Source organism: Flavivirga spongiicola, assembly GCF_030540825.1.
GTDB classification, from domain to species: Bacteria; Bacteroidota; Bacteroidia; order Flavobacteriales; family Flavobacteriaceae; genus Flavivirga; species Flavivirga spongiicola.
The window spans coordinates 4,975,882-5,000,185 of the sequence record NZ_JAUOEO010000001.1 but is presented as its reverse complement, the minus strand read 5'-3'; the positions used below and the strand labels follow the sequence as shown (position 1 = coordinate 5,000,185).

The window sequence follows — 24,304 nt, the reverse complement described above, 5'->3', positions numbered from 1 at the left end:
ACCATTATTTTATTAGTCTAATTATATTAGGATAAAACTTTCCTGTTTTTCCTTTTTTTATTTTAATAGCAAATATTATAGGTAAAATAATATTTAAGGGGTAAAGAACAGCAAATATATATATAGAAAGTATAAAATTTCCTGGTCCAATTTCTAAATGTATGACTTTAAGAAATGCGGCAATAATTAATATTGTAAAAGCTATAAAAGTCCAAATAATTTGAAAGTTTAAGAGGTTAGCACCTGCATTTTTTAATCCAATTATTTTATCTTTTTTAGTCATCCATAAAATAAATGGGATGATTATATTTCCAGTAGGTATAATTAGAAATGATAAAACTGATAATTGAAAATACATCATATAATGTTTGTCACTTTTTTTTCCATAATCTAAAATACCTTCTGCATTTATGTCTAAGACTTCACAAATTAAGAGAAGTGTTTTTCCTCTTGGTTCATTGTCATTATTTTCAATACGCTGAATAGTTCTCAGATTTACTTTTGCGAGATCTGCTAACTCTTCTTGAGACAGCCCTTTTCTTTTTCTAACCTCTTTAATTTTTATTCCTATTTCGTTCATAATTAATTTAGTTTATTTGTTGCCAAAATTACTTATGAAACTTACCTTTTGATAACGGTTTATTTGCGACATTTTTACGACATTTTTGCCTATTAGTTGATTTTATTAATCTTAACAAAAGAAAACAAAATCGTAAATGTTTTTCATATTTAATGTATTCATATAATTTTTAATCTCTATTTGCGCTTCTTTATTAGCAACGGTAATAATACTTTGAGGGTTCTTAATGTCTTTTAAAAAATTAAAAGGCTTTAATATTTTGCCATAAATATCCCTTCCAATTTTTTTTGGGTTATCACAAATCCACTCAAAAGGAATATCTTTTTTAATAAGTGTTTTGGCAATTATTTTTCCTTTGTTTCCAGCACCCCAAATAACAAGTGATTTATTAGGATTACGATCCAATTCTAAAAAGTAGTGTAGTTTTATATCAATAAAATGATTCTCGGCATAGTGTTCATGTGTTCTTGACGTTCGTGAACTATAATCTCTCCAATCATGGATAATAGTGTCACAGGGAATACATTTGAAATGGTGCTTATAAAACCTAAATGCTAAATCGTAATCTTCAGGATATCTATTAGGATTAAAGGCATCGCATGTTATTAAATCGTTTCTGTGAATCATCCAACTAGGAGAAGGAATCACACATTCTTTATAAATCTCAGAATAATTATGTCCGGTTTTGGTTAAATTATTCAACCAAATTTCATAGTTTTTATAACCTTCTTTAATACCATCTTTAGAAAAATAATTAACTAACCCAATGGCTATATGTTGTTTTCCGTGTTTCAACAAATTATTTATTAATACTTCTAATTTGTTAGTATGCATAATATCATCACTATCCATTCTTGTAATAAATATACCTTTACTATGTTTAAAAGCTAATTGTAAAGCATCAATAATACCCACTCCTTGATTTTTTAGAAGAATGATTCTCTCATCATTTTTGGCGAATTTTTTAACGATATTGAAACTAGAATCCGATGACCTATCATCAACTATAATCAATTCCCAATTGGTATAAGTTTGATTTAATATAGATACCAGGCAAGCCTCTATATAGGCTTCGGTATTTTTAAAAGGTATGAGTATACTAACTAATGGGGTTTGCATGGAGCGAATATAATTTATCTTTTTAACATAACCTTAAGAAAAGAGACCGTAACATATTGGTATTTTGCGCGTCAATTTAAAAACTAAACGTTAATTAAATGAATACCAAAACATTTGCTGCATTATTTGCAGGCATTTTACTAGCAAGTTGTAGCGCTACAAAGAATACAAAAAATGATTTAGCAACCAGTTTGCCAATAGCAATATCGATAAACTTAGCAGGTATCGATAATGATAAAGCGCCAGTAACTATTAATCCGGGACGTTTTACAGTGGAAACTGTAACATATCGTTTACCAAAAGTAGTACAAGGTACCTATTCGGTAAGTGATTTTGGTAAGTATATTGATGATTTTAAGGCGATTGATTATGCAGGAAATGTGATGCAGATAAATAAGGTAGATACTAACACATGGTCTATTAGTAATGCAAAAAAATTGGATAAAATTACTTATTTAGTTAATGACACTTATGACATTGAAGCTAATGGAGGTATAGGGAAGGATACACCTTTTTCACCTTCTGGGACTAATATAGAGGCCAATAATTATGTGTTAAACTTACATGGCTTTATAGGGTATTTCGATTCCTTAAAAAACAATCAATATAAATTAGATGTTACTGCTTCGGCAGATTTTATACGTACTTCTGCATTACAAAATGTAGGCTCTAAAACTAGTGAAGATGGAAAAAATATAACGACTAGTTATTTTGCTTCAAGGTATTTTGATATTACAGATAACCCTATGATGTATGGTAATTTGGACGTTGAAGAATTTCAAGTAGGTGATATAAAAATTGTATTAAGTGTTTATTCACCTAATAAAGTGCACTCTGCTAAATCTTTAAAGGAGACTATATTTAAAATGATGCAGGCTCAAAAAGCGTATTTAGGAGATGTAAATACGACACCGCGCTATGACATTTATTTGTATTTATCTGAAGGTAAAGAAGATTCTCCAAAAGGTTTTGGTGCATTAGAGCACCATACATCAACAGTCGTTGTGATGCCTGAATCCATGCCAAAGGAAGCACTGGAAGAAAGTATGATAGATGTGGTGTCTCATGAGTTTTTTCATATTGTAACCCCTTTAAGTGTGCATTCTGAAGATGTGCATTATTTTGATTATAACAATCCAACGTTCTCTAAACACTTATGGATGTATGAAGGGGTCACCGAGTATTTTGCAACTTTATTCCAGGTAAATCAAGGGCTTGTTGATAAAACTGAGTTTTATAATAAAGTTATGAGTAAAATTCAACAATCGAAGCAATTGAATGATGCTATGAGTTTTACTATCATGAGTGAGAACGTTTTAAAGGCTCCTTACAAGGATCAATATTTAAACGTATATCAAAAAGGCGCGTTAATAGGTATGTGCGTTGATATTTTAATGCGTGAAGCAAGCAATGGAAATAGAGGTATTTTATCTTTAATGAAAGAGCTATCAAATAAATATGGAAAAAATAAACCATTTGAAGATGATAAACTTATAGATGAGATTGTAGCCATGACATATCCTTCATTACGAACGTTTTTTGATACTCACGTTATTGGAGATATACCAATAAATTATAATGAGTTTTTCAAAAAAGTTGGTTTAGAAGTTGGAGAAGGCAAGGTAGAAGTCGGTTACATATTAATGGATGGCGTGCCTATAGTGAGTGGAGACCCGCAAAAAGGCACTATATTTTTTACAGATAAGGCATTAAAAAATAGTTTTTGGAAGGAACAAGGTGTTCAGGTGAATGATGTTATTAAATCTGTTGATGGAGAAACTTTAACACTGCAAAATGCCAACCAAGTGTTACAGCAGGTTTTTATGTGGAAACCAGGAAAGGATATCGAAGTAAAATTAGATAGAAGTGGAGAAGAAGTCGTTATAAAAACAACAACTACACAAGGATATACTAGCGGTGAGGCTATTAGAGAAAAAGCAGATGCTACAGATGCTCAAAAGGCATTGCGAAAAGCTTGGTTAAAAGGGTAAATTGATTTAGGATTTACGATTTTAGATTAACGATTGATGAACTTGTAGTTTGTCAATCGTTTTTTATGTTGAAGGATTACAATCTTAAGACGCTTAATACTTTGCCGATTTCCCTTTAGATAGGGAGTTGTTTATAAACGTTCGCAGATCGTCATTGGCAGAAATTAAGTCGTCATGACGTAAGTACATCATATGTCCACTTCTGTAACCCTTAAAGGTAAAGCGGTCTTTCATTTTACCACTTGGGTCTATCTGCCACATGGTGTATTTAGCTCCAAAATAAGTTGTAGCACCATCATAATATCCAGATTGAATTAGTACTTTTAAATAAGGGTTTTGAGCCATAGCTTGTCTTAATCCATCACGTGTCTTATTATTTCTTCTATCCCAAGGGTGAACATCACCAAACATATTGTATTTAACATCAGTTTTAAAGTTAAGATGCTCTTTTATATAATAGTTTATTGCCGGTGTAAACGAATGTAACCACGATGCTATTTCAGGATTAAAATCGGGACTATCTCCTGCCTCAGTTTTATCAATTCCTAAATATCTGGAATCCAATCTTCCTATGGTTTGCCCAGTTTTCCCTCTCAATAGTTCTTTCCAGAAAAAAGGAGTTGGGATGTCTAAGTTATTTTGTAAAATGACAGTTTCACTCAACCCTGAATAGTATGCCATTTTTTTTGCAACTTTCAGTTTTTCATTTTCAGAAAGAAAACCACCTTTGGCCAATGCAGGCATTAAAGTTTGAATAGCATAGGTTTCAGATTCTGGTAAAATATCTAATAAGTCTTTTTGTTGCAAGGTTGGAGGCAATACTTTATGATACCATGCAGCAGCAGTAAAATATGGCAAGTTTAAAGCAGAATATATAGGTTGCGATGTATTATAAAGCTTATAATCTGCTGGCGATACTAAAATAACACCGTTTAAATACATCCATTGTTTGTTTTGTAACTCGTTTGCTAAGCCCATAACACGTGTACCTCCATAACTTTCGCCAATAATATATTTAGGCGATTTCCAACGGTTTTTTCTAGTAACAAATGTATTTACCCATTCTGCTAAATATTTTATATCGGCATTAATACCAAAAAAAATATCTTTTTCCGGTAGTACCCCTTCTTTATTCTCTATCATTCTTGAGTAACCTGTATTAACAGGATTTACGTATACAATATCTGCAATATCTAAAATGGAATTGGGATTATTTTTTATACCATAGGGTTGCACAGGGTGACCTTCGTCATCAATATTTAATACTTTAGGACCTGTATAAGCAATATGCATCCATACCGAGGCAGACCCTGGCCCTCCATTAAAAGATATAACTAATGGTCTATGGGCTCTGTTTTTAACGTTGTTACGCTCATAGTAAGTGTAATAAAGTGTCGCAATAGGTTCTTCCTTTTTATTCCAAACAGGCTGCGTACCTGTGGTTGCCGTATATGAAAAACTAAGTCCTTTAATGGTTGTGTTATGTGACGTTACAACCATAGTATCTACTGGAATCTTTCTGTTTTGAGAAAAAGCTATTAATGTAGAAATTGAAAATAAAAGAAGGACATGATTTTTCATTGAAATGGTATTAAATAGTGATTGGCGAATTCATCGTTTAAAGATACAGAAAACAAATGTTAAAACCCTTCAAAAACACCTAATCCAAATAATGCAAAATCATATTTAACGGGGTCATTTATATCTAATTTTCTTAAAGAGGTATCTAATTCTAATAAAGCTTTCGCGTCATTTTGTTTACGTAGTAATAGCCCTAATTTTCTAGCAACATTACCTGAATGTACATCTAAAGGGCAAGACAATTTAGAAGGGGAGAGGCTTTTCCAAATACCAAAATCAACTCCTGCATTGTCATTTCGAACCATCCAACGTAAAAACATGTTAATTCGTTTTGCTGCAGAATTCTTTAGAGGATCACTTATGTGTTTTTGTGTTCTTTGCAAATGATCAATTTCAAAGAATATTGATTTCAATTTAGAGATAGATACTTGGAGTGATTCAGTGTCGCTATACTTTGAAAAAATAGCCTCTAACCCGCCATGATTTTTATAAACATGTCTAAGTGATTTTATAAATTGTATACTATCATGGCCATTAAAAGTTCTATGAACAAAGGGAATTAGTTTTTCTAAATCGGTTTCTGAATGATTTACAACAAAGTCAAATGGTGAATTGTCTAACAAGCCCATCAAACGTTTTGCATTATTAATAATACTTTTTCTATTTCCCCAAGCAATAGTAGCCGTTAAAAATCCAGAAATTTCAATGTCTTCTTTTTTATTGAATTGATGCGGAATTTGAATGGGGTCACTTTCAATAAACTTAGGGTTATTATATTGGATGACTTTAGCATCAAGAAAGTCTTTGAGATCGGTTGTATTCAAGTTTACTTTTTAATGTAAAAGTAAGAATTCTTAAAAAATAGTTAGCAGTTTACAGTTTTTACTCAAACTTTTAAACATAGTTGGCAGTATTCTGGTAGTTTGCAGTTGTTTACTCGAATGCTGAGGACAAAATTGATTAATCGTTATTTTGAAGACTATCGAAAATAAAATATATTTTATTTGAAGGTATTAAATAAAGTTTACAAGGAATTTCATCAAAAAATTGCCACGTCATACTTCCTCGCAAGGACAAAAAAAGAATGAAGGTAATTAATCAACAATCTTTCCGTCTACCATAGTTAATTTTCTATCGGCTAGATTAGCTAATTCTTTATTATGAGTAACAATCACAAAGGTTTGGCCGAATTCATCGCGTAATTTAAAAAATAGACTGTGTAGCATTTCAGCAGATTCGCTATCTAAGTTACCTGAGGGTTCGTCAGCAAAAATTAGATCAGGATTATTTATTAATGCTCTCGCAACAGCAACACGTTGTTGTTCTCCACCAGATAATTCATTTGGTTTATGATCATGTCTATCTGATAAACCTAAAAAATCTAAAAGCTCGATGGCTCGCTTTTCAGCATCAGCTTTTTTAGTGCCTTTTATAAAAGCAGGTAAGCATACGTTTTCTACAGCTGTAAATTCCGGAAGTAATTGATGAAACTGAAAAATAAAACCGATATGTTCATTTCTAAACTTAGCCAATTTCTTGTCATTAAGACCACTAATACTGGTATTGTTGATGTTTAGCTCAAACTTACCATTTGAAGAGGCAGTGTCTAAAGTACCTAAAATTTGTAATAAAGTCGTTTTTCCAGCTCCAGATGCCCCAACAATAGAAACAACTTCTCCTTTTTTAATGTTAATGTCCACACCTTTTAATACGTGTAAATCATTGTAATATTTATGAATATTTTTTGCTTGAATCATTTTTAATAATTGGAACGCTGAAAATACTACTTTAAAGATTTATTAGCAACGATTTAGCTATTACTTTTATTATTAAAAATGTTTTTTAGGTTATTATAGTCTATAAAATAAATAAAACGAAGCGAAAAAGTATGTTCAATATGCTGATTAAATAACGTATTAAGGCTTTTAAGGTAAGAATCTTTTGAAGCTGTATCCTCATTAAATAATTGATTTCGATAAAGTGCAATAATCTGACTTCCAGGAGCAAACTGCCATGAGTAACGAAGGTCTAAATTCCAAGTGCTAAAGTTAATGTTTGGATTAAAACTAATATTATCTAGATTATAACCGGAATCTGTAGTGAGTTTTCCATTCTCTAACAAAGAAAATAAATCATAGTCATAAGTCACTGTTGTCCAATAATTTCTAAAAGTTAAAGTAAGTGCATTAAGCGGATTAAAATTGTAGCTGGCTGATATACTGTTTTCAACTTCTAATTGATTACGTTCGCCATAAATAATATCGAAGTCATTAGTTTCTACCCAGCCTCTTGAGCCTTTTCTGTTTGAATATTCATACTCATAATTTATTCTGAATTTGTTACTAAGACGCCAGATAGGTTCTAGTTCAAACCAATGACTAAAAAGATCACGCTCTTTATCAAACAAAGTGCCTGCTCCTAATTCAGCTTGTATAGAAAATGTTTTGTTCCTGTTGGTTTCAACCCATATTGTGCTGTCAAAAAAGTTTTTATAAGTGAAAAATCGATTGTTTTCAATATCTCTTGGTCCAAAGTAATCATGTTGTTTACCTATACGTGCATTAACATTGGCACCAAACCACATTAATTTTTTAGTTTGCGCATTTACCCTGAGACGTATTCTGTTCCCAGTATATTTTTCTGGATTAAAAAGCCTATTATATTCAGTTGATAGGAATACTTTAAAGTCGTTTAACTTTTCTGTTGGTTCAAAAATGCGATATGATACTTCAGTATAAAAGTTATTATAATTATTTCTTAATAGTAATCCTAAATCGTTAATGTCATATTTCCTATCTGCCAATTCGTGTCCAAAATTATAGCGATAATTGCCACTAACTTTTGCAAATTCAATTTTGGTACTATACCCAGTTTCAATACCGCTTCCTAAGTTTAGATTACTCATTTTAATTTCACCACTATAATTATATTTATTAGCCTTGTTAGTGATATCAAATAAAGCGCCTGTTACATTAGCATCCCTGAAATGACCATCTCTAGTTACATTGGTGTTAATTAAACTTACTGAAGAATTTGTTCCAAATTGTTGGTCTACGATTAAAATATTATAATTAGTTAAAGATTCAGTTATTCTATTTCTATATGTAATAATACTATCTGTTATCTCTTGAGAAGATTCATTTCGTATATATTCAGTTCTTTTAATGTTCGCTTGCGTTTTTTCGGTAATAGCATTGAAAAAACCAATCCCTAATCCTTTTTTAGTGCGCCCAGAGACTTTAAGAGCGTTTAGTGTTTTTACATGATCTGGATTATCAATGATTTCTTCTACCGTGCTGTCATTATTTACTAGTTGATCTTCTACATCCTCATGTTCAATTGGAGCATTACCAATGCGTCTCGAAAAAAATAGCTCCCCTTTATTAAATAGATCGACCCCTTCTTTAAAAAATTGACGTTGTTCTGAAAATGTTTGTTCAAAAGGACCAAGGTTTAAGCTTCTATTATCAAATGCGGCTTGACTAAAATCAGGTATAAGTGTTGCATCTAAAGTAAAATTTTCCGTTAATCCATATTTTACATCAAGTCCGATATTAAAATCTTTTTCTGTTTCACCATCTGAAGTTGCAGATATTCCTGAAATAAAAGGATAAAAACTTAATCGAGTAGGCGGTTTAATATTTTGAATACCTATAAGTTCACCATGATAAATTCCAAAAGAGCCTTTCGTTCTGTCTATAGGATTCCAAGAATATTGTGAATTATCTACTCTAAATCGTCTATGAAATTGTATCCCCCAAGTTTGTATGTCATCATTAGAGAATCGTAGTGCTCTGTATGGAATTCTCATTTCTACAATCCAACCATCGTCAACTATTTTTACAGCACTCTCCCATACAGCGTTCCATCCAAAATCTTCACCATCAGGAATACTTGGAGATGCTAAAGCGTCTGCTTGTGTTCCAGAACTAAAAACAAAAAATTCTGTGTCATTTTGGGAATCATTATTTGGGTTTAGCACGATTCCGAAAAAGTCTGATTGTCCAAAATTATCGCGACTTGTAAACTGTTTTTGAATGTCTTTAGGCGTATCTTTAAGATAAGCTCCCACGTAAATGGCATGATCATCATATGCCATTTTTACAATAGTTTTTTGATGACTTTTTTCAGCGATTCCCATTTCTGGTCTAAATTGAGTGAAATCGGTAGCCGCTTCAAGTGTGTTTTTCCATACTAAGTCGTTTAATATACCATCTATTTTTGGAGCTTTGACTGTTTTTGAAATATTTAAACTTTTTTTACTTTGTGCATTCGCTTGAACAATAGTTAAGCTAAAAAAAATAATTAAGGTATAAAAGTATCTCATTGGGTAGTCATACTAATGATTGATGCGAAAGAAAGAGTAACAAACTACATATTTGTTACTCTTTTGTTTAGCAAAATTACTTTTGAGAACTTTTAATTTTACTAATTAAAAGTTAAAATTTGCTTAACTTTAAAAATTAAGAAAAGATTAATACCACTTTAACTTTGAAATTGTGCATGAGTAAAATTGAATTGTTTTTTGCTTAATCAAGGCAAAAAATCTAAGTATAGCCTTAGCTATGGTTTTATACCCAGTCAAGCTGAGCACGTGTTTTTTAACGCAGAGTAAGCAAAAAAGAAACGATTTGTATGTGCTATTTTAAAGTTAAAGTGGTATAACCACTTGAGATCAAGAATTATATAGAACGGATATGCCTTATAAGAAGTTTGAAGAGTACAACATACAAGTAACAGATGATGTTAAGAATAGATATGAAAATATTATTAAAGATTTAGGAGAAGATACTAAACGTGACGGACTTTTAAAGACTCCGGAACGTGCAGCGAAAGCTATGCAGTTTTTAACACAGGGATACCATCAAGACCCTGTCGAGATACTTAAAAGTGCTATGTTTAAGGAATCTTATAATGAAATGGTCATTGTAAAAGATATTGAGTTGTATTCTCTCTGTGAACACCACATCTTACCTTTTTTTGGAAAAGTACACATGGCCTATATCCCTAACGGGCATATTGTTGGTTTAAGCAAAATACCAAGGGTTGTTGATGTTTTTGCTAGACGCTTACAGGTACAAGAACGTTTAACAGAACAGATTTTAGATTGTATTAACGATACTTTAAAACCACAAGGCGTTGCTGTGGTTATAGAAGCGTCTCATATGTGCATGATGATGCGTGGGGTGCAAAAACAAAACTCTATTACAACAACTTCAGGATTTAGAGGCCAGTTTGAAAAAATTGAAACTAGAAACGAGTTTTTAAAGTTGATAGGGAAGTAGCCTTTATCATGGGCTTTGGTATGCTTCTTGCTTATCTCATTGTAATTAATATGATTTAATGAATAAATACAAAAAATTAGTATTGGGTATTATTTTAGATGCTATAGGGTATGTATCTTTTATAATCCCAGGGATTGGCGAATTTTCAGATATTATTTGGGCGCCTCTATCCGGTTATATAATGACTAAATTATATAAAGGGAAACCTGGTAAAATAGCGGGTGTTGTCACATTTGTAGAGGAGGCTTTACCTGGTCTGGATGTCATACCAACTTTTACGCTTATGTGGTTATACACCTATGTTTTTAAGAAAAAGGAGGATATTATAGAGATTTAAGAAAGAGGTATTTTTATAGCTAATATGGTTCCTTTTTTAATTTCAGACTTCATATTAAATGTTCCTTTAAGTTTCGATACTCTGGATGCTATGTTCAATAAACCAATGCCTTCATGCTTTTGATTAGAATTAAACCCGATACCATTATCTCTAATATCTAAATGTAATTCATTTGAATTCAAAGAGAAATCAACAGTCAAGGTTGTCGCTTTTGCATGTTTAATGACATTTTGAATAGCTTCCTGAATAACCCTGTATAGATTAACCTTTATATAATCAGTAATAGCTTCCCAAAAGATGGTGCCCTTTTGGTTAATTTTATATTGAAAAGGGTGAAGACTACTTTGATTCCCTATATAGTCTTTCACGATAGTCATGAAATCTTTATCAGCATCTAATTGTGTGTTTTTTAATTCATGGGAAAGATCCCTTATCTCTCTTTCAATGGACTGAATTTCATGAATGTAGAAACTGTATTTTTCTTTACTTTCAGTATCTTCATCCATAGATAAAAACTCTAGCCCTAACCGGGAACCTAAAAGTTTATTTAAAATACCATCGTGTAACTCTTCTGAAATACGATGACGTTCCAAAAGACGTCCTTCCTCAACTTTAGCCTGTTGTCTTAGCATTAGCGTATAAATCTCTTCATTGGCTTTTTGTTGTTCACTTTCAAAGCGTAATATTTTGTTTTTAGCAATTTGAGCTCTTATAATAAAAATAAGGGCAAGAATTAAAAAGAGGATAAGCCCAATAACAACAATTAAAATGTTTTGTGTACCTAAACGTTTGGTTTCATCAATATAGGTGTCTGTTTCATATTGTATTCTGGCGAATTTGTTTCTGGAGGCCCGTTCAACATCAAGGAGGCTATCATTAAGTTTTATATGTTCATATAAATACTGTTTACCTGCTTGGCCTTCCTCTATTTTTGAAAGTGTTAATAAAGATCTGGAGACTTCTTGGTAATTTTTAATGTTTTTACCAATTTTATAGGATCTTTTAGAAAGTATTAGTGCAGAATCCTTTTTGTTAATAGCGTAGTAAAACTCAGCCATGTCATTTCCAACAGAAGCTATTTCATATAAAGCATTTAGGCTGTCACTAATTTTATAAGCCTTGTTAAAAAGAGAATAAATATATTTTGTATTCTTACCCTTAGATAAGAATAAATTATACGCTTTATTATTTATCACAGCTGCATAAGATAAAGGGTCTTTTTTTAGTAAACCTTTGTCTTTAAGTAATTCCTTATATATAGACAAGGCTTTTTTATAATCTCCCTTTTCTTTATAAGCTTCAGCTATATTGATTTTAGCATATAAATAATTTTCTGATTTATTTAGGTCATTCACATTTTCATGTTCATCAGATATTTTATCATTAATTATTAAAGATTTTTGATGATATTCAATAGCTTTATCATATAATTTTAGGTGTTTTGAACTAAGCCCAATTTCATTATATAAACTAAATAAATGATAATAGTTTTCATTGTTATTTGGAAGTGATTTTAATAAGTTAATAGCCTTAATTACTGTTACTTCACTACCAGTATAATTGCGTTCATCATTTTGAAGGGATGCTATATTGTTTAATTCCCAAACAGCATTTTTTGTTTTGTTTAATTTTTTATAAAAACTAAATGATTTATAATAATAATAGAAAGCACTATCTTTTTGTTTACCCAAGAGCGAATAACAGTATGCAAGTTGGGAATTTATATGAGCTTTATTTAAAGAATCATTTATTTTATGTGCAAGTCTTAAATTTTTATGATTTAGCTTAATTGAAAAACTATAATTCTTTTTCAATAAATGGATGAAAGCGATCCTTAGATTAGACAAAAGTATGGTAGAATCTATCTTAGTTTTATGAGATAATTTACTTGCTGTTTTTGCATATTTGAGCCTAGTATCTAAGTCTATAGCTTCATTTTTGTAAAGTTTTCTTAATCTTTGGATGCTATCTAACATCAAATCAAAACTATCGTTTTGAGCATTTATGTTAAGCGTAATAAGAAGACATGCTATAAAAAAACAATATTTATTCAATAGAAATATGCTTTATACCAGTTCTGTTATAAAATGCAACATATAATTCGTTTATTTTTCGCTATTTCTGCATTATAAAAATGAACCGTAGCTATGGCTATGATTAATTTTTATGCTTTGAACTAACAAAAACTAATTCAAATTATTTATATCGTATTTTATAACAGAACTGGTATTATTTAGATAGCACCCAAGATAAGTTTTTTCTACTTCATAGAGTAAGTAAGGCCTAAACTAATATTTCTACCCATATTAAAGATCCCATCAGGTTTTAAACGTGACAAGTGATTAATATAGGTTTTGTTAGTAAGATTGGTGCCGGATACGGAAACCTCTAAATCATTATTAAACAATCTAAAATGACCACCAAACCCAGCACTTAATAGATTATAACCATTTGTGTTGGTTTCAAATGTGCTAATATTACTTTGGCTAAAAGTGGTTCTTAGTTTAATAAAGGTATACCCTTTTTTTAACCAGGGCTTTTCAAACTCAACACGTATTATATTGTTTAAGGTATTTGCTGGAATTAATGGTAGATAACTATCATTATCCTGTTTTCCTGTAACCATTTCAAAGCTTGATTCAAAATGTAACCAATCTAAGGGGTGAGGGTGTAAATGAAATCCAAATTCACCACCGTATAATTTTGCATCATCTTGTAAATAAAGAAACACAGGGTCTTCATCTATAAATGCGCCATTTGGAGATAGAAAAATGTAATTATTGATTTTATTATAAAACCCGTTGGCAAATAATTCTAAATGTTCATTTTTAAACTCTAAAGCAACATCGGTCTGAAAGTTCTGCTCGCTTTTTAAGTTACTATTTCCAATTTCGTAACGGTTGGTTCCTTCATGTGTGCCATCGGATGTTAACTCAGATAAATTAGGAGCTCTAAACCCTGTAGCTAAATTTACCCTAACCGTTATATTTTTTGCAATATCTGTTTTAATGCCTAAAGCACCATTAAAGCTATTAAAATCCTTTTTTATTCCTGAGTTCACATCAATATGTCTAATATCGTAACGAGCTCCAAGCTGTACATCAGCTTTTTCAAAATGGATATGAGACATTGCTAAAACACCAAAATCGTTGGTCGTAGCATCAGGAATTAATGTTTCTTCACCATAATTGGTATTTACCTGATTCATGCCTTGAATGCCGACGATGGTTTCAAATTTACCCAATTCCGGTAAGTGGTATTTAAGATCATAGTTTGCCGTCTTTAGCTTCATATGGAGTGCAGCTTCTAAATCCTCATCATCTTCATGTTCATCTTCGTGTTCCTCTTCCTCTTCATGCTCTTCTTCCTCTTCATCATGATGATGCTCTTCAAATTCCTTTCTGTCGTTATAAGTGAATCCTAAGTTGATATCTAATCTAGACTTATTGAAAAATATAGTAGATTTAGAACTGAAAATGTGATTCGTTATATTCTGGTAAGGAAGTAGTGGTGTTCTGTTTGTAGACTGTTCTCCTATTTCCTCAGGAATGCCAAGTTTGGAATTGTTGACATTGTAACGAAACTCTGTTTTAAACTTATTTTGTTGATATCCAACTCCAGCTTTAAAATCTTGTTCTCGAAAACGAGTGTTTGTTGCACGGTAATTTTTAGTCTTATAATCTGAATGCTCAGTAAGACTTCCTCTAAATAAAAATTTAAAGTTGCTTGTAGAAGATTTAAATCCGGCATTCGTATTGAAGCCTTGGGTATTGCTATAATAAGTGCCGCTAAAATCCCCCGAAGCGCGATTACTATTAGCGAATCGTTCAGGGTTTAAGTACAATACCCCTCCAAGCGCATCGCTACCATAGAGTAGGGAAGCAGGCCCTTTTATAACTTCTACACTTTCAATGCCCGCACTATTAATACCTAAACCGTGTTCGTCACCAAACTGTTGATTTTCTAAGCGAATACCTTGAGTATATACTAAGACCCTATTAGAACTTAGCCCTCTAATAACGGGTTTACCTATACTTAAACCTGTTGTAACACTTTCTACGCCTGCAATGTTTGTGATCCCATCTGCTAAGGTAACAGCGCCATTTACTTTTAAATCTTTGACACTTTTTTGTTCTACCTTCATCACATTATCACTTTGTAATTTATGAAAAGGCGTAGAGATAATGATACTTTCCATTTCTATAGCAGACGGTATTAAACGAATGTTAATGGTATTGGTTGTTGGAATGCTTAGGTTTAGTAATTGGGTTTCATACCCTATGCTTGAGAAAAGTACTTTATAGTTACCTGTGGGTAAATGATCTATTATAAAATAACCATCCTCGTTGGAGCTGGTGCCTTTTTCAAGATCTGCTAAATAGATATTTACAAAGGCTAAATTTTCATTTGTATTTGCATCTGTAACGATACCTTGTATTGTGTTTTGAGCATATATACTAGTAAATGCCAAAAAGCACAATGAACTTATAAATAATTTCATATGTATATTTTAGTTTAATAATAATTAAAGCTGAAAAGTTTCAGCTTGGCAGTGTGTGTATTACTAAACTAAAGCCGGTGGACCTCGAAGCGAGACATGTAAACGTTGAAATTTACTTAAGAAACTATATTGAGATAGAATTTCTAGTTGTTCTTCCTGAGATGAAAAAAGGTCAACATTAAAAAAAGAAAAAGTAACGTTGTTATTTAATTTGAATTTATAAAAGCTACAATCTAAATCTATTTCGTGTAAGTGTGTCTTTTTTTCTCCTAAACAAACTTCATGTTCATGGTGGGAGAAAATATGAGCAAATTTAACAACAGTAGGTATTAGCAAAGTAACAACCAGCAATAGGGTTATTATCTTAAATATAATATGTTGTTTAATTTGATTCACTAATCTAAAAGACGTTTAAAACCTATCCTACGCAACATTTTCTTTTCAAAATTCCAAAAAAACTTGTATTGCCCAAAAAGCCATCCGAAGAAAACAAGCATAAATTGGTACATGATAAATAATAAAACAATTCGGATGGTCCAATATCCAAAACTTCCAAATATTTCAGTTGTAATATTTAAATAGTTTAAAATAGGTTTACCTATGTAGGAAGCTGTAGATCCCGTAATAGCAAATACACATAAAATGATGATAATTTGCCAATTGTGTTCAATACCCCAACGCTCTTTTAATTTTTTCACGAATACAATTTAATTGCAAAAATAAATAAAAGACTTTAAATTCTAGGGACAAATCCAGCTAATCGTTGTTTATAATTCAATTGAAAATAGATAAAGTAATTAAAGAGCTTGTAATTAACCTCATAACCATAATCTATACCAGGTTGGTAATCGATTTGCATTTCGTATAAATTAGGATTGAAACGCTGTGGCTGAAGTACTCTTTGATTCCATTCTATGACGTAAATATTGTTTCTGTTTTCTAGATATTGTTGCGAATAAAAACCTTCAGGTCTGGCTGTGGTTAATAGCCAAGTATTAAAACCAGGTTCTATAATGATTATTTCGTACTCTAACTCGTCATTCGCAATCGTTACGGTATCATTGACAACTTGCGCAAGTTCTTTTTCAGATTTGCTTTTATCGGATGCTATAGTTTTAGACGTATTACAATTAAAAACAAATGCACACAATAGTAAAATATAAATAACTTTTTTCATAGCTTTTAATGGATTTCGATTTATTCTTCAAAAGTGTTCTATAATATTATGTTATAAAAACAAGAATGAGTTAACTAATAGTCTCATTGAGGAACCTGTACTTTTAAAGATCTTTATTATACCTTTTCTACCTTAAAATGGTATTATTTCTAAATAAATTTACAAAAATCATACCTTAAATGGTTGTTTTTGAATGATTTTAACAAATAAACGCCAAACATGACTGTTTGGCGTTTATTGTTTTGTATCAATTAATGTCTTATTTCCCCCCAAAAAGGCCACCAAGTAGTCCTCCAAGGCCACTTTTCTTTTTGCCACCTCCTAGTACCATGCCCGCTACATCATCAATAACACTTCCATCACCATCAGCATCAAGAATAGACTCTAAAAAGCTTTGTTCTTGCTGAGGAGAATTACCACCAAGTAAACCGCCTAATAACCCTTCAATGCCACTAGAATTGTTTACGTTTTGTTGTCTGCTTTGTTTACCTAAAACGCCCATTAATATGGGAGCTGCCACTTTTAATATTTGAGCTACAGACCCTGCGTCCATACCAGACTTCTGACTTAAAGCATTTTCAACATGTTGTTGTTTGCCTCCTAAAACATGACCTAGTATTTTTCCGCCATCATCTATAACATTAGAATCCACACCACCATTAAATAAACCGCCCAGGTTATCTAAAATGCTTCCGTCGTGTTTACCATTCAATGCACTAAGTAAACCTTCAGCTCCTTGTGGAGTTGCTGTATTACGTTTCATGGCCTGCATTAACACCGGTAGCGCCATCGTTAGAACGCTTCCTGTTTTATTCTTGTCTTGTCCTGTTTGACCTGCTACACCACTAATGATTGTTTTTCCAAGGTCGCTGTTTAATAAGTCTAAAATTCCTGCCATAATATTATATTGTTAATTGAAAATTGGTTAGTAAAATTGATTGTTCAATGTACAAAAAAAGTCCTAACATATATGTTAGGACTCAATTATAACGTTTAGGTCACATGTAATACCAAATGAACTCCAAAATAATTAATTAAATCTGTTTCTATTTCCCTTATATTTCAATATAAAATAGAACCGTAACTAAGGCTATGATTATATTTTCTATTTCATATAAAGAAAATATAATTCAAATTTATAATCAATCATTTTGAAATTCAATCGGTATAACCTAAAATTATTTTAAGATACTGATAATTTGTTCTGCTAATTCTGTACCAATTCTATCTTGGGCTTCATTTGTTGCAGCACCAGTATGAGGTGTCAACGACAAAGCAGGGTTCATTAACAATTGAACTTCTGGTTTTGGTTCTTTTTCAAAGACATCTAAAGCAGCTCTTGCAATTTTTCCGCTGGTAAGTGCTTCAACTAGTGCAACTTCATCAACCACGCCACCACGTGCAGCATTAACAAGAATAGCACCATCTTTCATGATTTCTAATTCCGATTTTCCGATAACGTAATCGTTTTGTGCAGGAACATGAAGCGTTAAGAAATCTGCTTGCTTTAAAACGTCTTCTTTAGAAATGGTTTTAATATTAAAGTTCAATTTTTGACCATCAAAAAAGTCCAGTTCTAAATTTGCTTCATCGATAAATGGGTCAAAAGCAACAACTTTCATACCTGCCCCGATAGCAACCTTTGCAGTAGCTTGACCAATACGACCAAATCCTAAAACGCCTAAGGTTTTTCCTTTTAACTCAGTGCCTTTTGCGTAAGCTTTCTTTAAACCTTTAAAGTTAGAATCGCCTTCTAAAGGCATCTCTCTATTCGAGTTATGTAAAAAACGAGCCAGTCCAAATAAGTGACCAAATACTAACTCTGCAACCGAGTGAGAAGAGGCAGCAGGTGTGTTAATAACACTGCGTCCTTGTTCTCTCGCATATTCAACATCAATATTATCCATACCAACGCCACCACGACCAATAATTTTTAAGTTTGGACAAGCATCGATTAAGTCTTTACGTACTGTAGTAGCACTACGTACCAATAAAACAGTAATGTCTTTTTCATTAATGTAATTAATTAGTTGCTCTTGAGCTACAGTTGTTGTGATGACTTCAAAACCACCTTTCTCTAGTGCGGCAATTCCGCTTTGCGAAATACCATCGTTTGCTAATACTTTCATTGAACTTTATTTTTATCATTCCCACGAAGGTGGGAATCTTTTAATAATTTATTTTATTTTTTCATTTCCGTGAAGACGGAAATCTTTTTATAATTAAGTTTTAATTTATGAGATTCCCTCCTAAGAGGGAATGACAAAATTTTCTATTTAAGCTTTACTTTCTAATTCACTCATGATTTCAACCAATGCTTTTACACTATCTAGAGGTAATGCATTGTACATAGATGCTCTATAACCACCAACGCTTCTATGACCGTTTAAACCATTAATTCCGCCTTCTTTAAGCATGGTTTCAAAAGTTTCCTTTAAGTTCTCGTTTTCTAAAGTAAAAGTAGCATTCATGTCAGAACGATCTTCTTTAGCAGCAAATCCTTTAAATAATGGATTTAGGTCAATTTCTGAATACATTAATCGTGCTTTCTTTTCGTTTTCTTTTTCAATGGCTGCAATACCACCAAGGTTTTTCAACCATTCTAAATTTAACATGGATGTATATACTGCAAATACAGGAGGTGTATTAAACATACTGCCTTTGCTTATATGTGTTTTGTAATCCATCATTGATGGAATTTTACGTGATACTTTTCCAAGAATATCTTCTTTAATGACCACAAGAGTTGTTCCTGCTGGCCCCATATTTTTCTGTGCACCGGCATAGATTAAATCGAATTTAGAAAAATCCAGTGTGCGAGAAAAAATATCACTACTCATATCGCAAACTAACGGAATATCACATTTTGGAAATGCTTTCATTTGTGTTCCAAAAATAGTATTGTTTGAAGTACAGTGAAAATAATCGTAATCTGAAGGGATTTCGTAACCTTTAGGAACGTAATTATAATTGGCATCTTTTGAAGAACCTAGTTCGTAAATGTCATCATAAATTTTTGCTTCTTTAAGGGCTTTATCTGCCCAAGTACCAGAATTTAAATAACCAGCTCTTTTTTCCAAAAGGTTTAAAGCGACCATTAAAAATTGTGTACTAGCTCCTCCTTGTAAAAACAAAGCTTTATAACCTTTACCCTCTAATCCCAGTAATTCTAAAGCTAATGCTCTAGCTTTTTCCATAATGTCTACAAAAGCTTTACTTCTGTGTGAGATTTCAATTAAAGATAAACCGCTGTTATCTAAGTCAATGACTGCCTCTGAAGCTTTAAGTAATACTTCTTGAGGTAAAATACATGGGCCTGCACTAAAGTTATGTTTCTTCATTTTCCTATCCCTAACCCTTTCCAAAAGAAAGGGGATTTTATGGGCGAATTTTTAGTTAATATTTATTTTTAACTCCAACCTTCCTTCCCTTTTGGGAAGGATTGAGGATGGGATAAAATTTAAGATGCAAAGTTCCTAATTAATTGGGTATTTAGTATTAAAAATTTAATAATTTTTTGATTAAATTGCTAACAAAAATTCAATAGAATCAATGCTATCTGCATAATCCCAAAGTTGAGGTTTTTGAGTCTCTCCGAAAGCGATTTCATTTTCTGTAAATCCATTAGCGACAATACATTGAATTTGTTGCTTATCTATATTTAATTTTTCTTTTAATTTTTTAGAGGAATCATAATATTCATAAAAAATAGTGGCGATAGGGGACGCATAATTGTTATCTTCCTTTATCATTAAGAAACCATTCTCCAACATATCAAATTCACTCATTAAGTACACCGCCTTATTATAGTCATAATTGTTAGCATATTTTGCTTTGTCTATAATAGAATGCCAATGATACATAGCTTCAAAAAATGTATCAAAATTATAATCTTTTGGAACAAATAATTTAGATACATTTCTACAGCCTAAACCATAATATCTAAAAATATCTTCAGAAAGCGCTTCGAGATCTTCTTTAGTTTCTTTGCCGTTTAAAACAGCCACCGAATTTCTGTTATTTCTTATAATAGATGGTTTGTCTTTAAAATAATACTCAAAATAACGTGCTGTATTATTACTTCCTGTTGCTATTACGGCATCAAAACCTTCTATTTTGTCTTCGGTAAAAGATATAGTTCCTTTAAACTCTGGTTGAACAAATTCTAAGTATTTTGCCAAATAAGGTAATAGATGTTTATCGTTTGATGATTGTTTTACTAAAACATGATGTCCGGAAATAAGTACTGACAAAAAATCATGAAAACCTACCAACGGGATATTTCCGGCCATAATAATGGCAACTTGTTTAGGTTGAGTAATGTTAATTTGATACGATGCTAGCCATTTATTTAGATGATCAGCTGTTAAAGATTCCGCCCAGCCATTAAGTGAAAATCGAATATTTTCCTGTGTAAACCAACCATTGTTTTCTTCAGCTAATTTTAATTGATGTTTAAAACCATCGAAGAATATATCGTTATGTTCAACATTATCTTTTTTTAGAATAACTTCATTAGAAAATTGACCTAAAAAATCTCCTAATTTTACAAAAGCGTTAATTCTTTGTTGTAAATTCATTCTGTATTTGGTTATGAATGGTTTTGGCGTTATTTTTGCGTCTGCAAATTTAAGCAAACTCAAGAGAAAAAACGCTATGGCTATTATAATAACAGATGAATGTATAAATTGCGGTGCTTGCGAACCTGAGTGCCCAAATACAGCAATATATGAAGGTGCCGATGATTGGCGCTATAAAGATGGTACTAGTCTGGAAGGTACCGTTGTATTAACTAATGGAAGTGAAGTAGATGCCGATGAAGCACAAGAACCTGTAAGTGACGAGATTTATTACATAGTTCCGGACAAGTGTACAGAATGTAAAGGATTTCATGATGAACCACAATGTGCTGCAGTTTGTCCTGTAGATTGTTGTGTTCCTGATGAGGATGTGGTAGAAACAGAAGAAGAATTGTTAGCTAAGCAGAAATTTATGCATCCTGAAGGATAAGTCTATAGACTATATTAATTTATAAAATGAATCCTGAGCTTTTGGCTTGGGATTTTTTTATTAAAATATTTAAATATACCTTAAGCTAATATGAATGTACGCAACCATTAACTAGAAATAGTATCTATATAGAGAACAAAACCCTATATTTTGTATAAGATAATAGTATTTCGTTAAATTTACAGGATACTTATTTATGGTATAATCGAACTTCTAACTTCAAATTTTGACACATATCAACACATGACTTTTTTAGAGTTTTATAACGAGATTTTAAATACTTCGGTTGCATCATACGAAGATTTCCCTTTTCCTGTAAAAAAAAGTCATTTTAAAAAAGGAGAGGTCGTTACTGTGTATGGGCAGATTGAGGATTCTTTATATTTTATGAACAGTGGTATTGTTGAAATGACCATTAAAAGTTACATGTCTGAAAAAATAGTAGATTTCTTTTTCAAAAAAGAAATGTTTTGCGGATTTACTTCTTTTTTAGATCAGCAACCTACTGATGTGCAAATTGTAGCATTAATAGATTGCGAAATGGAAGTGATCGAGCGTGAGGTTTTGATGCAAGCTTATGATTTTTCATTAGATGTAAATAAGTTTGGAAGAATTATGACTGAATATGGTTATATAAGAAAATCTAATAGAGAAAAGGATCTTTTAACAAAAACAGCTGAAGAACGTTATGCTGAAATGTTTCATACGCATTCCCAATATATATCTAACATTCCAGTTAATAAAATAGCTAAATATTTAGGAATTCATCCAGAAAGCTTAAGCAGAATTAGAAAGAAATTACATTCCTGAGAATGAACTCATATTGACTTTTTCTATTTCCTAAAAACGGCTAAAATTTGCCCATATTTTGTTGCTTTTTTTATGCTTAGCGATGCTATGCCTTTCAAAAAGTATCTCATCTAAACAAATTTTATCTCATTTTCGGTTAAAAATAAAAGTCAAGATGAGTTCAATTATTAATTGGGTTTTTTAATTTCGATAGCATCACAAGTGCCTACAAAAGGAACACCTGTGGTATAGAAAGCATAGGTAATCAATCCAACATAGACATTATCACCATAAGTTGGAGCCGTTCCAGGTAGGTTTCCGGTTCCATTATAAGCCGTCCAATTATCAGATGCACTATGACCTGTTAGGTTAGGGAGTTGCCAGTAAACCGTAATTGTTTTGTTTTTATTCCCCACAATTCTTATATCGGCTCTTCCTTCTGGTACTGTATTTTCTCCTATATCGTTCACAGAAGAATCTCCATTTAAAGTGTTTTTTCCTTCAATAGTAAAACCAGTTGCTCCTCTGTGTCCTACAACGACATGAGAAGAATTTATAGAGTTGAAATCTTCTACATGAACTTGAACTCCTGCAAAATTATAAGGATTGTTTTCTGATGTTGGAGCTATTTGCGAATTTTCTATAGTGCCAATACCAATATTTCTTGCTATAAATTCGAAAGGAAAAGCTACTAATTTTGCGTCTAATCGGCCTTGTTCTTGATTGAAATGCAAGGTCTTATTATCTGAGTTATCTGTTAGAGCTGCACGATACCTTCCAGATAGTCTCGAAACATCGGGTAATGATGAAGCATTATTAGTTACAAAGTCAATTAAAGCACCGGAGCCATCAAAACTATCAGTGATATCTGTGTTGTCTTGATTGTCTTCATTTTGTAGTGGTGTTTCATCCTCTTTTTTAGAACATGACAGCGCAATGAATAATACGAATAATAATGAATAGTATTTCATAATAGTAGATTATAATTAAGAGGGAGATAAAGAGGGGGGTGAACTGTAAATTTATAAAAAAAATAAATATACCCTGAAAATGACTTGATAATGCTATAGTTAGTGAATTCCTAACATAGATCAAGTACAATTTTTAGTTCGTTTTTTTAGTTGTCTATAGTTTTGTAAAAAAATTTTAAAACTATGAATTTAGAAACTATCATTTCACAATTACCAACGCCTATAGAAATTTTAATCGATCCCGTTTCATTAATCGTTTACGCTATTTTTGGAGGCTTATTTATTTGGGAATCATTATTTCCAGCGAGACAGTTACCCAAAATAAAATTTTGGAAGCTTCGTGGATTACTTTTCTTTATGGTGTTTATGTTGGTAACGACATATATTCCATTATTATGGGACGACTTTTTTGCTAGGTTTCAGTTAATTGATTTAAGCTACTTAAGTTTGACGGTACAAATAATTTTAGGTATATTTTTATTTGAGCTTGTACAATATGGTTGGCATATAAGTATGCATAAATCTAACTTTTTGTTTAGGCTATCTCATCAAATGCATCATAGTTCAGAACGCTTAGATGTTCCCAGTACGTTTGTCTTTAGTATTAATGATATGATTGGCTTATCATTAGTCGGTTCTATCAGTTTTGCTGTTATTATAGGATTATCTCCACAAGCTATTACTGCGATTATTCTATTTACTACTTTCTTAGGCGTATTTCAACATGCTAATATTAATACACCAAGATGGATTGGGTATATTATTCAACGACCAGAAAGCCACACGTTACACCATGCTAAGGGAGTTCATAAATATAATTATACCGACTTACCTATTATAGATATGTTGTTTGGCACCTTTAAAAATCCCGAGACCTATGAGTGCGAAACAGGTTATTATTTAGGGGCTTCTAATAGAATATTGGATATGCTTATGTTTAAAGATATCACCAAACAAAAATGA

Annotated in this window: 21 protein-coding genes; 6 read left to right on the top strand and 15 right to left on the bottom strand. The window is 31.8% G+C overall.

Annotated elements, in window-relative coordinates:
• Window positions 1-4: 4 nt before the first annotated feature.
• Together Q4Q47_RS19860 and Q4Q47_RS19855 are read right to left on the bottom strand one after the other, a co-directional pair.
• Window positions 5-580, bottom strand: coding sequence for a helix-turn-helix domain-containing protein (locus tag Q4Q47_RS19860; protein ID WP_303308392.1), 576 nt, complete (start codon window positions 578-580; stop codon window positions 5-7).
• A 111-nt stretch (window positions 581-691) separates the two neighbouring features.
• Entirely contained in the window at window positions 692-1,699 is a 1,008-nt protein-coding gene (locus Q4Q47_RS19855; protein WP_303308391.1) for a glycosyltransferase family 2 protein, read from the bottom strand.
• A 98-nt stretch (window positions 1,700-1,797) separates the two neighbouring features.
• On the opposite strand from Q4Q47_RS19855, the gene Q4Q47_RS19850 reads away from it, so the two are divergent.
• On the top strand, window positions 1,798-3,690 hold the full coding sequence (locus Q4Q47_RS19850) for a M61 family metallopeptidase (protein WP_303308390.1): 1,893 nt from the start codon (window positions 1,798-1,800) through the stop codon (window positions 3,688-3,690).
• A 93-nt stretch (window positions 3,691-3,783) separates the two neighbouring features.
• Here the strand turns inward: Q4Q47_RS19850 and Q4Q47_RS19845 are convergent, their stop codons facing one another.
• From Q4Q47_RS19845 to Q4Q47_RS19830, 4 genes are all read right to left on the bottom strand, one after another.
• On the bottom strand, window positions 3,784-5,271 hold the full coding sequence (locus Q4Q47_RS19845) for a S10 family peptidase (RefSeq protein WP_303308389.1): 1,488 nt from the start codon (window positions 5,269-5,271) through the stop codon (window positions 3,784-3,786).
• 59 nt (window positions 5,272-5,330) lie between these two features.
• Window positions 5,331-6,095 (bottom strand): TIGR02757 family protein, encoded by a 765-nt coding sequence (locus tag Q4Q47_RS19840; protein WP_303308388.1) that lies wholly within the window; start codon window positions 6,093-6,095, stop codon window positions 5,331-5,333.
• A 270-nt stretch (window positions 6,096-6,365) separates the two neighbouring features.
• On the bottom strand, window positions 6,366-7,028 hold the full coding sequence (locus Q4Q47_RS19835; RefSeq protein ID WP_303308387.1) for an ABC transporter ATP-binding protein: 663 nt from the start codon (window positions 7,026-7,028) through the stop codon (window positions 6,366-6,368).
• 53 nt (window positions 7,029-7,081) lie between these two features.
• On the bottom strand, window positions 7,082-9,598 hold the full coding sequence (locus Q4Q47_RS19830) for a DUF5916 domain-containing protein (protein ID WP_303308386.1): 2,517 nt from the start codon (window positions 9,596-9,598) through the stop codon (window positions 7,082-7,084).
• A gap of 370 nt (window positions 9,599-9,968) precedes the next feature.
• Here Q4Q47_RS19830 and folE point away from each other — a divergent pair, with 370 nt between their 5' ends.
• Both folE and Q4Q47_RS19820 read left to right on the top strand, forming a co-directional pair.
• Window positions 9,969-10,556 carry a GTP cyclohydrolase I FolE gene (folE, locus tag Q4Q47_RS19825; RefSeq protein ID WP_303308385.1) on the top strand — a complete coding sequence of 196 codons (588 nt, stop codon included), beginning with the start codon at window positions 9,969-9,971 and terminating at the stop codon, window positions 10,554-10,556.
• A gap of 58 nt (window positions 10,557-10,614) precedes the next feature.
• Complete coding sequence (locus tag Q4Q47_RS19820) at window positions 10,615-10,893, top strand: hypothetical protein (protein ID WP_303308384.1); 279 nt, start codon at window positions 10,615-10,617, stop codon at window positions 10,891-10,893.
• Here Q4Q47_RS19820 and Q4Q47_RS19815 read toward each other — a convergent pair.
• The 8 genes from Q4Q47_RS19815 to Q4Q47_RS19780 form a co-directional block, all read right to left on the bottom strand.
• A complete protein-coding gene (locus Q4Q47_RS19815; protein WP_303308383.1) occupies window positions 10,890-12,947 on the bottom strand; it encodes a tetratricopeptide repeat-containing sensor histidine kinase in 2,058 nt (685 codons plus the stop codon). The two genes, Q4Q47_RS19820 and Q4Q47_RS19815, sit on opposite strands and share 4 nt — an antisense overlap.
• A gap of 206 nt (window positions 12,948-13,153) precedes the next feature.
• On the bottom strand, window positions 13,154-15,394 hold the full coding sequence (locus Q4Q47_RS19810; RefSeq protein ID WP_303308382.1) for a TonB-dependent receptor: 2,241 nt from the start codon (window positions 15,392-15,394) through the stop codon (window positions 13,154-13,156).
• Window positions 15,395-15,789: 395 nt separating this feature from the next.
• Window positions 15,790-16,092, bottom strand: a complete 303-nt coding sequence (locus Q4Q47_RS19805) for a DUF6787 family protein (RefSeq protein ID WP_303308381.1) — start codon at window positions 16,090-16,092, stop codon at window positions 15,790-15,792.
• A 35-nt stretch (window positions 16,093-16,127) separates the two neighbouring features.
• Window positions 16,128-16,571 carry a DUF6146 family protein gene (locus Q4Q47_RS19800; RefSeq protein WP_303308380.1) on the bottom strand — a complete coding sequence of 148 codons (444 nt, stop codon included), beginning with the start codon at window positions 16,569-16,571 and terminating at the stop codon, window positions 16,128-16,130.
• Between the two features lie 259 nt (window positions 16,572-16,830).
• Window positions 16,831-17,469 (bottom strand): DUF937 domain-containing protein, encoded by a 639-nt coding sequence (locus Q4Q47_RS19795; RefSeq protein ID WP_303308379.1) that lies wholly within the window; start codon window positions 17,467-17,469, stop codon window positions 16,831-16,833.
• Window positions 17,470-17,749: 280 nt separating this feature from the next.
• Entirely contained in the window at window positions 17,750-18,700 is a 951-nt protein-coding gene (locus tag Q4Q47_RS19790) for a D-2-hydroxyacid dehydrogenase (protein WP_303308378.1), read from the bottom strand.
• A gap of 147 nt (window positions 18,701-18,847) precedes the next feature.
• The gene (gene serC / locus Q4Q47_RS19785) at window positions 18,848-19,912 is read right to left on the bottom strand and encodes a 3-phosphoserine/phosphohydroxythreonine transaminase (protein WP_303308377.1); all 1,065 of its coding nucleotides are present in this window, start codon (window positions 19,910-19,912) and stop codon (window positions 18,848-18,850) included.
• A gap of 180 nt (window positions 19,913-20,092) precedes the next feature.
• Complete coding sequence (locus tag Q4Q47_RS19780) at window positions 20,093-21,151, bottom strand: acyl-CoA reductase (RefSeq protein ID WP_303308376.1); 1,059 nt, start codon at window positions 21,149-21,151, stop codon at window positions 20,093-20,095.
• A 76-nt stretch (window positions 21,152-21,227) separates the two neighbouring features.
• On the opposite strand from Q4Q47_RS19780, the gene Q4Q47_RS19775 reads away from it, so the two are divergent.
• Both Q4Q47_RS19775 and Q4Q47_RS19770 read left to right on the top strand, forming a co-directional pair.
• The gene (locus Q4Q47_RS19775) at window positions 21,228-21,581 is read left to right on the top strand and encodes a 4Fe-4S dicluster domain-containing protein (protein ID WP_303308375.1); all 354 of its coding nucleotides are present in this window, start codon (window positions 21,228-21,230) and stop codon (window positions 21,579-21,581) included.
• 243 nt (window positions 21,582-21,824) lie between these two features.
• Window positions 21,825-22,391: a Crp/Fnr family transcriptional regulator gene (locus Q4Q47_RS19770; RefSeq protein ID WP_303308374.1), complete on the top strand. Its 567-nt coding sequence runs from the start codon at window positions 21,825-21,827 to the stop codon at window positions 22,389-22,391.
• A 167-nt stretch (window positions 22,392-22,558) separates the two neighbouring features.
• Here Q4Q47_RS19770 and Q4Q47_RS19765 read toward each other — a convergent pair whose 3' ends face one another.
• The gene (locus Q4Q47_RS19765; protein WP_303308373.1) at window positions 22,559-23,341 is read right to left on the bottom strand and encodes a hypothetical protein; all 783 of its coding nucleotides are present in this window, start codon (window positions 23,339-23,341) and stop codon (window positions 22,559-22,561) included.
• A 183-nt stretch (window positions 23,342-23,524) separates the two neighbouring features.
• On the opposite strand from Q4Q47_RS19765, the gene Q4Q47_RS19760 reads away from it, so the two are divergent.
• Window positions 23,525-24,304: a sterol desaturase family protein gene (locus Q4Q47_RS19760; RefSeq protein WP_303308372.1), complete on the top strand. Its 780-nt coding sequence runs from the start codon at window positions 23,525-23,527 to the stop codon at window positions 24,302-24,304.